This window comes from Microcoleus sp. PH2017_08_TRC_O_A (assembly GCF_020738665.1).
Taxonomy (GTDB): Bacteria; Cyanobacteriota; Cyanobacteriia; order Cyanobacteriales; family Microcoleaceae; genus Microcoleus.
The window spans coordinates 34,412-49,408 of the sequence record NZ_JAEQCE010000007.1 but is presented as its reverse complement, the minus strand read 5'-3'; the positions used below and the strand labels follow the sequence as shown (position 1 = coordinate 49,408).

The window sequence follows — 14,997 nt, the reverse complement described above, 5'->3', positions numbered from 1 at the left end:
TGAAATCTTAAACTAAGCAACTGTTAAGTTGTTCTCGAATTTGAGCAGTATCTAAGTTGCGGCCGATGACTACGAGTTGATTTTTAGGTGGAGTCAACCATTCGTAAGCGTTTAATTCATAGCGCGCGCCGCTAAGTTGAAAAATGTGTCTCATCGGACTGTCTTCAAACCAGAGAATGCCTTTTGCTCGAAATACATCTAAGGGCATTTTTTCGGTGAGGAATTCTTGGAATTTGTGAAGATAAAAAGGTCGATCGCTCTCAAATGATAGCGAAACAAATCCGTCATTGTCTAAGTGATTGGAGTGATGTCTGTGATGGTGATGTTCGTGATGATGTTCGTGATGATGATCCTGTTCGTGATGGTGTTCGTGATGCTCGTGTTTTTCCTCTGCTTCAACACTATCAAAAAGATCGGCTTGTGTTAAACCTACACCCAAAATTAAGGGTAAAGGAACTTCACCGTGTTGAGAGTGGAGAATTCTCGCTCCTTCCTTAACTGTGCGAATGTAAGCTTCTAACTCTTCTACTTTTGCTTGAGGAGCTAAATCAGTTTTGTTCATCAGCACAATATCTGCAAATGCCACTTGTTTTAAAGCTGCTTCGCTGTCAAAATGTTCGGGAGTGAATGTTTCGCTATCGACTACGGTGAGTACAGAATCTAAACTGGTTAAATCCCGCAATTCAGTGCCTAAAAATGTCAATATGATCGGTAGAGGATCGGCAACTCCGGTGGTTTCAATCACCATGCAGTCGATGGGTTCTTCCCGTTCTAAAACTCGGTAGACGGCATCGACTAAGCCTTCGTTGATGGTACAACAAATACAGCCGTTGCTCAATTCTACCATGTCATCTTCGGTAGAAATTAAAAGCTGCGAATCGATGTTGATATCGCCAAATTCGTTAACTAAAACTGCTACTTTTAAATCTTGGCGGTTTTTGAGTATTTGATTGAGTAAAGTGGTTTTTCCACTGCCGAGAAATCCGGTAATTATAGTTACGGGCATTCCTCTTTTGGGAAAATCGGAAATTAAATCTGGGGTTTGTACAGTGAGATTAGTCATTGTCCCTCATCTATTAATTGTAGAAGCCCTGCTGTTAATTGGGAAAGGCACTGCGCTTCCCAAGGCAATTGTCGTTAGCGCAGTCCTCGAAGAGGATCGCACTTGATAGCTGAAATCCAGGCGATACGGGCGATCGCACTAGACTAAGTATGATAATCATTCTCATGATATCTAAAATGTGCTGTAAGCGCAAGCCCTAGAATTATTGCTCAGCTAGCTGATGACTCTTGAACACTTGACTGTCATCTCTTTTCCAGATTAATCCCATGTTACAAACGGGAATTTAAAACAATGTATTGAGGGCGAGTGCGATCGATAATTCCCTCCTGCTCCAGCCGACACATCAGGCGCGTGACGGTAATCCGCGTAATTCCCATCGCCTCAGAAATCTCCTGGTGAGTCAATCTCAGATCGATTAAGATTCCTTGTGCTACTTCCCGACCAAATTTTTTTGCCAACCAAGCTAATAGTTGCACCAATCTATCCCGCAGATATTCGCTACGCACAATGCAGAAAAATTCTTGAGTTTGCTGAAAGTGTCTGAAAATTTCATCTAAGGATTGATAGCACAAATTTTGAGGAATGTAACTCACTTCTACATGAGTTTTGCACTCAATTTGATAAGGTTCAATGCCTGACAGCGAGTGACCGAGTACGTCTCCAACTCCCCAATATCCGAGGGTTATTGGTGTTCCCTGTTCGCTCCAGGTCATGGTTCGGACGGCTCCCCGTTCAATTCGCAGTAAGCCGTTAAAGGGCATGGGTACTAACTGACGGCAGGTGAAAGTCTGCTGTCTGAGATTAGAGTACAAGGCTGGAGTGTAGGTTGAAAGAGTCATAGGATTTAGGTTTAGCGCGATCGCTACTTTGGATACTATTACAGTCTAAGTTAATTGATAATCTATATCAACTAGCTGGAAATTCCAATTCCGGAGTCAAGAAGGTTGAAACCCTTTGCGGGTGCTGTAAGAGACGTTTCGGAACTTGACTGTATCGGTATCTGGGTCGTACAGGGTATAAGTTGCTCGATCGGCGATCCGCCCGACATTCCCAACTCCGATCGCCCTTCGTGCAGTTGCAGACACGGTTCCAGGAGGCTCCTGGGAGTCCAAAGTCATTACCCAGTTATTGAGAATAGTTGGCTGTAATTGATACTCAAATGCTAAGCCCGATCGCCCGCAAAACAAATTATTAGCATCAGCACGGATTACGCGATCGAGCATCACAGGCGGCGGAGTCTCCGGGGTAAGCTCATCAGATGCGCTAACGGTACTCCCATGAATCAACAAACAATCCAATTCATGAAAACCAAAATTCAAAGAGCGCAACCACTCTACAGTTTTTCGGCTGACAGAATCCCAGAGCAACTTAATCGTCTCAGCACCGTATTTTTGTTGCAATTCTGTCGCATCAGGGCTAGAACCTATTCCATATAAGTTAAAACACTGTTCTTCCCACCACCCGATACAGATTTGAGGTGCGATTTCTCCTCGTTTGGGCGATCGAACTCGCTGCACTAATTTTTCGCAATCGGGATTCGGGCCGACTAAATCGCCTAAAATATACAATTCGTCAACGCGAATTCTCAGGCGTTTTATGTCAGCTAGTACAGCTTCGTAAGCTATCAAATTCCCTTCGATTCCTGTTAATATTGCCCAGTTTTTCATTGTTTATTGTTGTTGATACTAAAGGTTTTTTTCGGAGATTGTTTTGAACGAACCGCGAAGGCGCAAAGGACGCGAAGTAAGATAAAGGAAAAAGTTCTGAATCTCTCCTTTACTCTTAGTCCGCGTCGGCGGACTTCGTTTTTGTAGTAGCGGTTTCAACCGCCGATTCATATCGTTTCTGGTTGCATTGGAATGATTGAATTGTCAATTGTCAACTGTCAACTGTCAACTGTTTATCTATCTCTCACAAACATGAGTTGGATCGTCAGCTCTTTCGGCATATTCCAAACCTCTAGCCAAACGCCAAGCAAAAATCGGCGGCAAACCTTTTTCAATAATTGCAGCGCAAGTAGTTTGATAGTCATATTCCACTTCTCGCAATATCACCTGTTGCGCGTCAACATCATAAATCACATAGGTAGCATTCGGTCTACCGTGGCGCGGTTCTCCTACAGAACCAACATTCACAATCCGCTTTAAAGGAGCAGTAAAACTTAAATCTTTATCTACTTCAATGCTCGGCCCGCTGACTCTAACCTGCATATTTCCAGCATCTAAAGTACGGACATATGGTACATGAGTGTGACCGCAAAACAGCACATCAGCACCCGCAGAAAATACCCGCTCTAAGGCAGAAAAAGCATCCATTGTCGGCAGTAAATATTCATGATTGCTGTGAGGGCTACCGTGAACAAAACACATATTGTCTTCTCGCAGACTGTGTGGCAAAGTGGCTAAATATTCTCGCGTTTCTGGGAAGATTTGATTGTTAGTCCATTCGTGAGCTAATTTGCCTCTTTTTTCGGCTAAAACTGAGGGATAGCTACATTCGCAGGAGTTCAAACCTTCGACAATATCTTCATCCCAACAGCCGACGCAAGTGGGAATGTCGAGCGATCGAATCATTTCTACTACGGCGTGGGGATTGGGGCCGTAGCCGACTAAATCTCCGAGACAAAAGATTTTGTCGGCTTGTTGTTCGTCAATATCTGATAAAACTGCATTTAAGGCTTCATAGTTGCCATGAATGCAGGACATAACTGCTATTTTCATTCTGTTTCTTCTCCTAATGAAAGTGATTCTTTGACTTGTTGTTGGTAATTCAACATGATTGTTTCCGACAGACAGCAATCTTCTAGGGTTTGTCCTAATGCTGTTTCATCGAGATTTTCGCCGACTATTTCTATGCCGCTAAATCTTTGGGGACGGCCTTCGAGCCAGCGGGGAAGTGGCAATTCTTCGTGGGCAGTTTCTTGGAATTTCGCGGCGAAGTCGAAGTAGAAAGAACGCCCATCGGCTATGTCAAAAATGCCTTTGGCTCGGTGGATTTTGCCGTAGGCTCCTTGGGTCATTTCTTCGTACCAAAACAGATCGAGGCTGGCTGGATCGAGGACTTGTCCGCTGGCGGGGCTGCGCCAAATTGATAGTTTTTCCGGTTCGCCGCTAACGGCTATGCCCTCTACAATTACATCCGCCCATTGATGCCATTCGGTGTTTTTGATGTCTGGTGGTACGACAGCGAATCGGCGACTGGGGAAGCTTTGAAGCAGGTTTTCTATTGATGTTAATTGTAGGTAAAATCCCAGTTCAATGTAAGCTGAAACGCCGTTGTTTAGGTGTTTCGCGAACTCGGATTCTTGGCCGTCTGTCAGGATGGTGATTTGGGGGAATTCGGCGGCGATGCAGGTTTGGTCGATCGGCACATTGCCGGTTCCGGGACACCAATACAGTACGGGTGCTGTCTCGACGGCTAGCTGCTGTCGAATCCAGGTTGTTTTGCCACTTCCGGGCGGGCCCGCTACGGCGGTGATTGTAGGTTGACTCATAATACAATGATAATCGTTCTCAGTCAAATTAGCTCTTAGATATTTAGATTTAATTTGGCGATCGCACCCGATGCCCCTCCATAAGAGAGGTAGAGCCTCCGAACATCGGTTCCAATAATCCGATTTCCCGCGTGCCTGCCCTACACTAGATCTCTTGCAAAAATCGTTTTAATCAAATTTTGGAACGGGCAAGATGCCCATTCCACAGAAAAAAAAATTGTGGAACGGGCATCTTGCCCGTTCCTAGCTATTTTGCAAGAGGTCTACTATAATCGGGGCATCACTCCAGGAAGAAAGAAGACTTTATGCCAGCAGAAAGTTCGTATCAAGCCAGTACGTACAATCTGGAACTTGACGCAGAAATCCAGCGATTAAAAGCTCAAGTTGTGCTCAGTTGGGAAAAAGAAGCACGCACCTTAAAGTGGTTCGGTTTAGCCGACGGGATGAATGTTTTAGAAGCGGGTAGCGGGCCGGGATTTTTTACCGAACAACTTTTAAAATTACTGCCAAACAGTTTGTTAACAGCCGTAGAAATCGACCCGGTATTGCACGAGAAAGCTCTAGGATATTTGCAGGACAAAGGAGGCGATCGCGTGAATCGCATTCAAGCATCGATCGCAGATACTGGTTTAGAGGATAATACATTTGATTTTGCGATCGCCCGTTTGCTATTTGTTCACCTCCCAGATCCCGTCGCAGCAGCCAGAGAAATCTTCCGCATCTTAAAACCGAGTGGTAAACTGGTGATTATCGATAGCGATGCGGATCTATTTTGGCTGACAAATCCACCTTGGTCAGTCGAGATTGTCCGGGAGAAATTCAAACAGGTGATGGCCTCTCGGGGCGGTAATTTATGCGTAGGGCGAAACCTGTGCCGCATTCTGAAAGAAGCTAAGTTTGGTAACGTCGATTTAGAAGCCGTTGTCAGCCACAGCGATATCATCGGCATTCAAGCCTTTGAACCTTTGCTGGACTCCGGGCCGATTTTACAAATGGTCAAACAAGGGCTGATTTCCGAGTCGGAAATAGAGAGTTATCTAATTTCCCGGGATGAGTTTGCCGCTGCGGGCGATCGATCGATGATGAGTTTTTGGTTGATGGCTTGCGGGAAAAAACTCAATAGATATCTCCCATAATTTTTGTGGAACAGGCATCCTGCCTGTTCTTGAAGCTCTTTTTGCCAAATGTCTAATAGAAATATCGAATAACTCTCAAGTCGGGGGCGGGTTTATGAGATTGTCGATTATTGGCAATTATTGTTGGTGAACCCTTCTATTTTCTTCTTCTTTCTTTCTTCGTGTCCTTCGCGTCTTCGCGGTTCGTTTCTAACACAAATACCCAACCCAATTCGGCAAAACCTCCAGCGAACCATACCACCTCCCCGGAGAGCGAGGCGAATGCCAAACACCCTCCAGCACCAAATTTTCGGCCCCATCCAAAAGAGCAGCTTCAATCGGCGTAATTCCATCGCCCCAAGTTTCGCCCTTCCCCACAGTCAACTCGTAACTTTTATAGGCCAGCCAAGTTCCAAAACTAGGCTTACCAAAAACAGATTTCCCAGCAACGCAGACGTAACGCACCTGCGGGTGGAAAGCACCGGGATAATGAATTTTGACAAAATCTAGATTTTTGCGCGTCCAGCGCTCTTGAGAGACGTGTGGCGTGCCTAAACTAATTAAAGTGTTGACCCAAGGGTGAGCTTCCCACAAACCCGCATCCGACCGCACGTCGCCGTGAATTGTATAAGGCTTTTCGCCTAAATAAATCCGAGAAATCCAGCCGCCTGCGGAATGACCGATGAGATTTACTTGAGAGACGCCGTATTGCTGTAACATTTGTTTGACCGTGCGATCGAGCTTCCGCAAAATTGGCACCATCGATCGCCCGCCAAAAGTCGGCAACCAATCTGCCTTGCCCAGTGGTACTGTTACAGTTGGGAAACCGCGATCGACCAAAGATTTTTCTAATTCCCGATAGTCTGAAGCAGCAGCAAAATATCCTGGCAAAATCACGGTAGGTAATGGCATTATCAATTTTAGATTTTAGACTTTAGATTTTTCGGCCGGGGTGCTAGGATCTATTTTTCAACTTCAAAGACGCTTGCCGAAGCATCCTTTGGATGGCTAACATCTCTTGCTCGTTAAACTTTTTGCTTGGGGAATATCTACTTCTATGGCTCGCGAGCCGATTCCAACATTGTATTTTACCCTAGTTGTCGTTCACTTAGAAGACCGTTTTCTACTGGTACAAGAGCGCAAGTACGAGCAGCAGTGGTATCTGCCAGCAGGGCGAGTAGAAAAAGGCGAGACTTTGCTTGAAGCTGCTCAGCGCAATACTGTCCAGGAAGCGGGCATTCCTGTGATCGTGGAGGGAATTCTCAGGGTAGAGCATACGGTGATGCCTAGGGGCAACGTGCGCCTGAGGGTGATTTTTGTGGCTCGTCCTGAAGATAAGACGCCACCCAAGAGCAAGCCGGACGAGTTTACTTTGTGTGCTGGTTGGTATTCTCTCAAAGAGTTAGACCAGTTGTCGCTGCGCGGAGAGGAAGTTCGGGAAATGTTTCAATATATGGCAAGCGGCGCTCCAATTTATCCGATCGACTTGCTGAGCGTTGAGGGAGCTCCTTTTAAAACTTACCGCTATCGGTGGTAAAAAGAAGGAAGAAGGAAGAGGGAAGAGGGAAGAGGAAAAAAGACTTATGCAGTCAGCTTTTTAGTCATCCGTCCAAATTCCTTTCTGTAACCGAATTGGAAACAGGGGTCGATCGCAGCGGCCGATCGTGTTTAATCGATTAATGCAGTTTGCCAGCCGGGAAATGACGGTATTGCAGCGGTCTTTTTTGTGAGAAGGCACTAGCGATCGGGCAATTTCCAGGGCGATCGTGCTATGCTTGTACCTTTAAATTGCAAATTTTTTAGTTTTGACCCGCTCCCCATAAAAAAATATCGGTAACAAATAACCAATAACCAATAACCAATTCTCGATCGTCATGACTGACTCATCCTCCCTAGCCAACGCCCTTTCCGAACCGCTGCGCCAGCCTTTTTGGTGGGCAGCCCTAGCTTCTGTCGGCCTTCACGGAGTGCTCGGAGTAAGCGCCCCGACAATCTCAAACATCATCTATGGTGGTGGCAATTCCTCAAAAAACATCCCCGGTTCCGTCGGATTCGTACAACTAACTCCCGCAGAAGCCGGCCGCCTGCCACAAACCATACCACCGCGATCGTCCAATAAGCCGTTTTCGATCGCACCAGTTCCCGTTCCCACCTCCCCAAAGTTAGCTCCCCCTTTGCCCCCTCCACCGGTTAACTTGCCCGCCCTGCCACCGGGAATGCCACCTCCTGGATTCTTTGCGCCTCTCGATCCCCCTCTCCCGCCATTAACTGCCCCAGCCGCCCCGCAGTCACAAACTTCAGTTCCAACGGTCAAACCCCCCTCTCTCAAAACACCAACTTTCGTCCCCCAAGGGCCTCCCAGCGGTTTGATTTTCCCGCCATTACCCGGTAATTTCGATCGTAATATCCCCCCACCGCCACCAGGAGTAACAGGATTACCCCAGCTTCCTGGCGGCACCTCCGAAGATGAGGCAGAGACTCTCAAAAGGGTTATAGCCAGTAGAGGCGGACTCCCGCTATTCCCAGACGGAGCTCCAGTCTTTACCCCGGAATTCCCCATTGGTGGGAGGAATTCAGGGCCCGATGGAGTACCGAAATTGACTCAAAAAGATCCCAATAAACGGAATCTCATCGCAGAAACTCCCGAAGAAAGAATCAGGAGGCAACAATTTGACCAGGGACAGCAACAGCTAGAACAGCAGGGAGTTCCCGGTTCAAACTTACCCAAGGACAGAGAGACATTGCTGGCTGCTGCTAATACCTATGTTGCTTTGTTTAATGACTTCAAAAGAGCTTACCCCGACTTGGAAATGACGGGGCCGACTCCTGTGACTGTCGCTTATCCCAAAGAAGCTTGCTCGCAAAAACTCGAAGGAACGGCAGTTTTCGGAGCAGTTGTCAGCCCTCAAGGTTTGCTCAAGGCAGAGCCTAAGCCGATCGTCCCCACAGGTTACGGTATTCTCGATACTGTGGCTAAAACAGCGATTATTAACCCTAATCTGACATTTCAAGCAGCCAGCACCCACAAGCTTTACCAGTTGGCTGTCGCGTTTAAATACGACGAAAAAGTTTGCAGTGGCATTCCTGTCACCCCATCCACAACCCCAACCAGGCCCACAGGCCCGCAGCCGCTAGCGCCAGCCCCGACAGCACCCAAGCCGACAGGCGAACAGTCACCAGCCCCTGCGGAAGTGAAACCGCAGTTTGAGAAGCCTCCGGCGCCCTCTAACAAACCGCAACCAGGGGCCCAACAGTCGCCACAGCCCTCACCAAAACCCGCAACCAAACCGTCACCCTCACCTCAACCGAAACCCGCCGCCGAACAATCTCCTTCTCCCCAACCGAAACCAGCCCCCGAACAGTCCCCGCAGCCAGAAGCTGCACCTTCTCCCGCCAGCGAGCAGTCCCCGCAGCCAGAAGCTGCGCCTTCTCCCGCCGCTGAAGTGTCTCCCTCGCCAGAAGCTGCGCCTTCTCCGGAATCTACGCCTTCTCCCGCCGCCGAAGTTGCGCCTTCTCCTGCGCCTTCTCCTGCTACGGCCAATTAATTGTTAATTGGGTGGGAATTGGTATTTGGTAATTGGCGATCAGTCAGTAGGGTGCGTCAGTTGCAATATTTGTTGCCTAGCAAACCAATTTATATTTGCTGGCGCACTCTACATTTTTAACTGGATCTGACCTAAAAAAATCCCACCCAATTACCAATTCCCCATGCCCCATGCCCCATGCCCTGGGAAGGCCAATCCCTCCGCTTCACCCAATTCCCCATGCCCCATGCCCCATGCCCCATGCCCTCTCAATTGTATTGGACTTTATACATTTGGAATAAGTCGCCGTTTTGTTTTTTTACTACTTTAGCGCCTGCCACTTTAATCATTTTTTCCCAGTCTTCTATTGTCTCTAAGAATACTTCGCCTGCTCGATAAGTTTCCAGAATTGCCCAATCTTCTGCTAGAGGTGCATTGGGATTGAGGACATCAAACACAAAATGACCGCCTGGTTTTAATACTCGCTTCACTTCTGCCATGACAATAGCCCAATAATCTATGGGAAAATAGCAACTAAAGCCTGTGGCGATGCACAAGTCAAATTGATCCTCTTCGTAATTTAAGCGATGGGCGGGAGCCAATTCTACGCCTTTAAATAGCTTGGAATTAAGTTGAGGGCCGCGAGCGTTTAAGGCATCTCGGGCGGCGCTGCTGATTTCTTGACCGTAAAAAAGGGCTTCCCAATCCCGCCAAGGATAGATCAGAAAGCTGACTCCGCAGCCAATATCTAAACAGCGCTGATTTTTTTGGGGTTTGGCAATTTTCCAGAAGGGAGATACTGTTTTTTCTTGCAGGGTTCCGGCGACTGATTCCAGGAAAATCGGCATTGCTTCGACTTCTTCGGGTAAGGCGAATGCTTCTCCTCGATATTCGCGATCGAACCGAGATGCAACCTGCGATAGTAAAGCTTGCCAGCTATCTGATTTGTCTTTGGCAAACCAAGTCTGCTCTTGACCTGCTGCTGGGCGTTCCGACTTTTTAGACATTCTTTAATTACCAAGAAATTGGGTCTAAAGCCCCGTCCTTCTAGGACGGCTTTAATTTTTTAATTATTGCACTATTCCATTTCTATCTACCATCTTAGCCCTAGATAAGCTATTATAGAGATATGCTAAACATGACCTACGAGTACAAACTAGAACCCACTTCATCCCAATCTCAGACCTTTGACCACTGGTTAGAAGTCTGTCGCAAGGTGTGGAATTATGCTCTTAGAGAGCGGAAAGACTGGTACAACTCAAGGTCATGTGCAATCAACGCCTGTAGCCTAAAATCCGAATACATTATTCCCGTTGATAGCCCTAGACCAAACTTTGCCGTGCAGTGCAAATCTTTGACCACCGCTAGACAAAGTAATTCAGAGCTAAAAACTGTCCACTCCCAAGTATTGCAGCAAGTTCTCAAGCAATTAGAGAAAGCCTTTACTTCTATGTGGGAATCAGGTTTTGGCTTTCCGAGGTTTAAGAAGAAAGGCAGAATCAGAAGTTTCCTGTTCCCTACTCCTAATCAAACCGTAGTAATCGGGAATAGGATTAACCTACCCAGTATTGGCTTAGTTAAGTTCAGAGATTCTAGACCTATCCCTGATGGTTTTGTAGTCAAGCAAATCAGAATAGTTAAAAGAGCCTCTGGATACTTTGCCATGTTAGCTTTAGCTCTAGATGTAAGTATCCCTACTACCATGCCTCATGGCTATGCCCTAGGAATCGATCTAGGTTTAGAGAAATTTCTCGCTACCTCCGATAATGAACTAGTTGCCAGACCTAAATTCTTTGTGGATGCTCAACGCAAGCTGAAATCGCTGCAAAAAGTAGTCAGTCGCAAAAGAATCGGGTCAAAAAACTGGCAAAAAGCTCAAAAAAAAGTAGCAAGATACCATCAACATATCAGTGACAGTAGGAAGGATTTCCATTTCAAAACCGCCCATCATCTCTGTAATCAAGCAGGAATGATATTTGCTGAAGATTTGAATGTCAAAGCAATGGCAAAAGGGATGCTCTGCAAGCACACTCTAGATGCGGGATTTGGACAATTTCTATCTATTCTGGAATATGTTTGTTTCAAGAAAGATGTATTTTTATTAAAGGTAGATAAAAATGGTACATCTCAAACCTGCCCTCAGTGCCAGACTCATACAGGAAAGAAGCCTTTGAGCTTAAGAATTCATCAATGTCCTGAGTGTGGATATGAAGCAGATAGAGATGTAGCAGCAGCGCAGGTAGTAGTCCAGCGTGGGCTTGCAGCGGTAGGGCATACCGTCAAGATGCTTTCAGAGGGTAAAGCTACTAGGCTCCCTGTGATGAAAGAATCCCCGTCTCTTTAGAGCGGAGAGTGTCAACTTCTAGAGCCTTTGAGTGCTTTTGTAAAGTTTTGACGGTAAGGCTTATTAAAAATTAACGCGGGCCACAGCAGCGACAGTTTCAGCTTATTTGCAAAACTTCTGTCGAAATTAGTGCGATCGAAACCATTCCAAAATTTCCAAATACCGCCGCCGTAAGCGACTAGCAACACTAATCCAATTAACGGTTCCATTAAATAACCCCCTAAGCGAGTGATTGGATTTTTCGTCAGCGAGCCTGTATCGCTATTCTTAATCTATCATTTTTCAACTGCTCTGGTGCAGAGATACGCCCTTGTAATTCTACCTTCAGCTAGAGACTTGAAAATCCCCGATCGCCACAGACTGAAAAATATAGCAGAAGGAAGAAGGAAGAAGGAAGAAGGAAGAAGGAAGAAGGAAGAAGGAAGAGGGAGGAAGGAAGAGGGAGGAAGGAAAAAACAAGAAGCAATATTCAGCAAGGGTTTCAGCAATTAAGAACAGTCCAGTCGTCGGCTGCGGTTGCTATAAAAGCCAAGCAGATACCTTTCAGGGTGCAAGATGCAAGAAACGACTTCTGGCAAAAGTCGATGATTCTGAGGATTTACGCAACATTCCCTACAAATTGGAGTTCTATCGCGCCCTTTCTCAGATTCCACCCAAAAGTTGAAATCGGTGGCTGTTGGGCGACGGCTTCTCCTTCCTGGATTTCTGAGACGTGGGATAACTCAAAGATAATTAACACTGATAGTTAGTACCCCACAGGTTACAGCAGGCAAGCTTTTTCTAGCGGACAATAACGGTAGAGAGGTTTCTAAGTAAGGAGGATTGTTTATGCGTGCTGTGCTGATGGCTGGGGGGTCGGGAACGAGGCTCAGACCTCTGACGTGCGATTTACCTAAACCGATGGTGCCGATTCTGAATCGCCCGATCGCAGAACACATTATCAATTTGCTAAAAAGGCATAATATTACGGAAATTATTGCGACGCTGCACTACCTTCCCGATGTCATGCGCGAATATTTTACCGACGGGACAGACTTTGGCGTTCAAATGACCTACGCTGTGGAGGAAGACCAACCGCTGGGTACGGCTGGTTGTGTCAAAAATATTGCGGAATTGCTCGATCGAACTTTTCTGGTCATCAGCGGCGATAGCATCACAGACTTCGACTTGACAGAAGCTATCAAATTTCACCGCAGCAATAAATCCAAAGCTACGTTAATTTTAACTCGCGTTCCCAACCCAATGGAATTCGGGGTAGTAATTACGGAAGAAAATCACCGGATCAGTCGCTTTCTGGAAAAGCCTTCTAGCAGCGAAATTTTCTCCGATACCGTCAATACCGGCACTTACATTTTAGAACCAGAAGTATTGGACTACCTGCCGGCAAATCAAGAGTGCGACTTCTCGAAAGACTTGTTTCCGCTGCTGTTGGAAAAAAACGAGCCGATGTACGGTTACATCGCGGAGGGTTACTGGTGCGATGTGGGCCAGTTGGATGTTTACCGGGAAGCTCAGTATGACGCATTGCGGGGAAAGGTCAAACTGGATTTGAGCTACTACGATGAAGTTCGATCGGGACTTTGGGTAGGTCAAAATACTTTTATTGACGATAGCGCGATCGTCGAAACACCGGCGATGATCGGCAACAATTGCCGGATTGGAGCCCGAGTTAAAATCGATGCCGATACGGTCATCGGAGATAATGTCACAGTCGGGGCCGACGCCAATCTCAAACGTCCCATTGTCTGGAATGGAGCAATTATCGGCGAAGATGCTCATCTCAGGGCCTGCGTGATTTGCCGCAGTACCCGCGTAGACAGGCGCGCCCACGTCCTCGAAGGTGCTGTCGTCGGTTCAATGTCCATTGTCGGAGAAGAGGCGCAAGTCGGCCCTAGCGTGCGAGTCTGGCCGAGCAAAAATATTGAATCCGGCGCTCTGTTGAATCAAAATTTAATTTGGGGAGAACAAGCTAAACGGAATTTGTTCGGCCAGCGGGGCGTTCAAGGACTGGCCAATGTGGATATTACCCCGGAATTTGCCGTTAAATTGGGCGCGGCTTACGGCTCAACTTTGAAACCAGGGGCTTCGGTATCGGTTTCTCGGGATCAGCGCAGTATTTCGCGGATGGTTTCGAGATCTTTGATTGCGGGTTTGATGTCGGTGGGAATTAATGTAGTCAATTTGGAATCGACGGCAATTCCGATCGCGCGCACGGTTTCGTCTACGATCTCAATTGCTGGCGGCATTCACGTTCGGATTTCGCCCGATCGCTCCGACCACATTTTAATTGAATTCTTCGATATCAAAGGTATCAATATCACTAAAGCTGCGGAGAAAAAAATCGAGGGCGCTTATTTTAAGGAAGATTTACGCAGGGCTCTGATTCCCGAAATTGGAGATATGTCGTACTTTAACCAAGCACTCGACGTTTACAACCGGATGTTTGAGCGGCAGATGAATGTTGAGGCAATTCGCTACAGCAATTCTAAGGTGGTGATCGATTACGTTTACGCGGTTTCCGGAGCAATTCTGCCGCAAATGCTCGCCAAATTCGGCTGTGATGCGGTGGTACTCAATGCTAGTCTCAAGCAGACTTCTCTGAGCAACGGAGAACGGGAATATTTGCTCGACCAACTCGGCCGGGTGGTAAAAGCACTCAGCGCTAATTTTGGCGTGCAGGTGTCTGCGAACGGCGAACAGCTCATTTTGGTAGACGAGTCGGGAATAGCGATTCGTGGGGAAATGCTGACGGCGCTGATGGTAAATTTGATGCTGACTTCCCATCCCAGAGGTACAGTAGTAGTACCGGTGAATGCGTCTTCTGCGGTGGAGGCGATCGCCCGCCGCTATCAAAGCAAGGTAATCCGCACTAAGGCAAACCCAAGTGCATTGATGGAAGCCTCTAACAGGAACCCGAATGTGGTTTTGGGCGGTAGCGGCAATATGGGTTTTATTTTCCCGCAATTGCATCCGGGGTTTGACGGAATGTTCTGCATTGCTAAAGTGATAGAAATGATGACGATTCAGGAGCGATCGCTCGGACAGATCAAAGCGGAACTTCCCCGCGTCACCCACCGCAGTTACAGCGTCCGCTGTCCTTGGACGGTAAAAGGTTCGCTCATGCGGCATTTGGTAGAAACTCATTCGCCCGATCGTTTAGAATTAATAGATGGAGTGAAGATTTTTAACTACAGCGACGACAATTGGGTATTAGTTTTGCCCGATGCTAGCGAACCCACCGTTCATATCTTCGCCAACAGCGAGGACAGAGATTGGGTATCTGAAACTTTGAAAGAGTACCGCGCCCTCGTTCACGATTTTGTGACCCAAAGCGAAGAGGCGGTTCGACAAGATAAATTTGGTAATGGGTAATGGGTAATTGGGAATTGGGAATTGGGAATTGGGAATGGGTAATCGGTAATGGGTAATCGGGTATTATATTATGTCCGGTTATGCAA

At 47.0% G+C, this 14,997-nt stretch carries 15 protein-coding genes; 6 read left to right on the top strand and 9 right to left on the bottom strand.

Features of this window, described 5'->3' with window-relative positions:
- Nucleotides 1-7: 7 nt before the first annotated feature.
- From JGK22_RS03725 to JGK22_RS03705, 5 genes are all read right to left on the bottom strand, one after another.
- Nucleotides 8-1,063 carry a GTP-binding protein gene (locus tag JGK22_RS03725; protein ID WP_293204781.1) on the bottom strand — a complete coding sequence of 352 codons (1,056 nt, stop codon included), beginning with the start codon at nucleotides 1,061-1,063 and terminating at the stop codon, nucleotides 8-10.
- Between the two features lie 269 nt (nucleotides 1,064-1,332).
- The gene (locus JGK22_RS03720; protein WP_293183503.1) at nucleotides 1,333-1,902 is read right to left on the bottom strand and encodes a Crp/Fnr family transcriptional regulator; all 570 of its coding nucleotides are present in this window, start codon (nucleotides 1,900-1,902) and stop codon (nucleotides 1,333-1,335) included.
- Between the two features lie 96 nt (nucleotides 1,903-1,998).
- Entirely contained in the window at nucleotides 1,999-2,730 is a 732-nt protein-coding gene (locus tag JGK22_RS03715; RefSeq protein ID WP_293196504.1) for a metallophosphoesterase family protein, read from the bottom strand.
- A gap of 237 nt (nucleotides 2,731-2,967) precedes the next feature.
- Nucleotides 2,968-3,783 (bottom strand): metallophosphoesterase family protein, encoded by an 816-nt coding sequence (locus JGK22_RS03710; protein ID WP_293312359.1) that lies wholly within the window; start codon nucleotides 3,781-3,783, stop codon nucleotides 2,968-2,970.
- Complete coding sequence (locus tag JGK22_RS03705) at nucleotides 3,780-4,556, bottom strand: GTP-binding protein (protein ID WP_293312357.1); 777 nt, start codon at nucleotides 4,554-4,556, stop codon at nucleotides 3,780-3,782. The genes JGK22_RS03710 and JGK22_RS03705 overlap by 4 nt, the downstream gene beginning before the upstream one ends.
- A 305-nt stretch (nucleotides 4,557-4,861) precedes the next feature.
- Here JGK22_RS03705 and JGK22_RS03700 point away from each other — a divergent pair, with 305 nt between their 5' ends.
- Nucleotides 4,862-5,692 (top strand): class I SAM-dependent methyltransferase, encoded by an 831-nt coding sequence (locus tag JGK22_RS03700; RefSeq protein ID WP_293183495.1) that lies wholly within the window; start codon nucleotides 4,862-4,864, stop codon nucleotides 5,690-5,692.
- A 189-nt stretch (nucleotides 5,693-5,881) separates the two neighbouring features.
- Here JGK22_RS03700 and JGK22_RS03695 read toward each other — a convergent pair whose 3' ends face one another.
- Entirely contained in the window at nucleotides 5,882-6,583 is a 702-nt protein-coding gene (locus JGK22_RS03695) for an alpha/beta hydrolase (RefSeq protein WP_293183493.1), read from the bottom strand.
- A gap of 145 nt (nucleotides 6,584-6,728) precedes the next feature.
- Here JGK22_RS03695 and JGK22_RS03690 point away from each other — a divergent pair, with 145 nt between their 5' ends.
- Together JGK22_RS03690 and JGK22_RS03685 are read left to right on the top strand one after the other, a co-directional pair.
- A complete protein-coding gene (locus JGK22_RS03690; RefSeq protein WP_293149848.1) occupies nucleotides 6,729-7,208 on the top strand; it encodes an NUDIX domain-containing protein in 480 nt (159 codons plus the stop codon).
- Between the two features lie 337 nt (nucleotides 7,209-7,545).
- Nucleotides 7,546-9,216: a hypothetical protein gene (locus JGK22_RS03685; protein WP_293212852.1), complete on the top strand. Its 1,671-nt coding sequence runs from the start codon at nucleotides 7,546-7,548 to the stop codon at nucleotides 9,214-9,216.
- A gap of 248 nt (nucleotides 9,217-9,464) precedes the next feature.
- Here the strand turns inward: JGK22_RS03685 and JGK22_RS03680 are convergent, their stop codons facing one another.
- Entirely contained in the window at nucleotides 9,465-10,202 is a 738-nt protein-coding gene (locus JGK22_RS03680; RefSeq protein WP_293230950.1) for a class I SAM-dependent methyltransferase, read from the bottom strand.
- 122 nt (nucleotides 10,203-10,324) lie between these two features.
- Here JGK22_RS03680 and JGK22_RS03675 point away from each other — a divergent pair, with 122 nt between their 5' ends.
- A complete protein-coding gene (locus tag JGK22_RS03675; RefSeq protein ID WP_293183487.1) occupies nucleotides 10,325-11,539 on the top strand; it encodes a transposase in 1,215 nt (404 codons plus the stop codon).
- A gap of 11 nt (nucleotides 11,540-11,550) precedes the next feature.
- Here JGK22_RS03675 and JGK22_RS03670 read toward each other — a convergent pair whose 3' ends face one another.
- On the bottom strand, nucleotides 11,551-11,748 hold the full coding sequence (locus JGK22_RS03670; RefSeq protein ID WP_293149854.1) for a hypothetical protein: 198 nt from the start codon (nucleotides 11,746-11,748) through the stop codon (nucleotides 11,551-11,553).
- Nucleotides 11,749-11,767: 19 nt separating this feature from the next.
- Between JGK22_RS03670 and JGK22_RS03665 the strand changes: the two genes are divergently transcribed.
- Nucleotides 11,768-12,031 (top strand): hypothetical protein, encoded by a 264-nt coding sequence (locus JGK22_RS03665; protein ID WP_293183485.1) that lies wholly within the window; start codon nucleotides 11,768-11,770, stop codon nucleotides 12,029-12,031.
- Nucleotides 12,032-12,137: 106 nt separating this feature from the next.
- On the opposite strand, the gene JGK22_RS03660 is transcribed toward JGK22_RS03665, so the two are convergent.
- On the bottom strand, nucleotides 12,138-12,278 hold the full coding sequence (locus JGK22_RS03660; RefSeq protein ID WP_293204793.1) for a hypothetical protein: 141 nt from the start codon (nucleotides 12,276-12,278) through the stop codon (nucleotides 12,138-12,140).
- Between the two features lie 89 nt (nucleotides 12,279-12,367).
- On the opposite strand from JGK22_RS03660, the gene JGK22_RS03655 reads away from it, so the two are divergent.
- Nucleotides 12,368-14,911 (top strand): mannose-1-phosphate guanyltransferase, encoded by a 2,544-nt coding sequence (locus JGK22_RS03655; RefSeq protein WP_293312355.1) that lies wholly within the window; start codon nucleotides 12,368-12,370, stop codon nucleotides 14,909-14,911.
- Nucleotides 14,912-14,997: the final 86 nt, after the last annotated feature.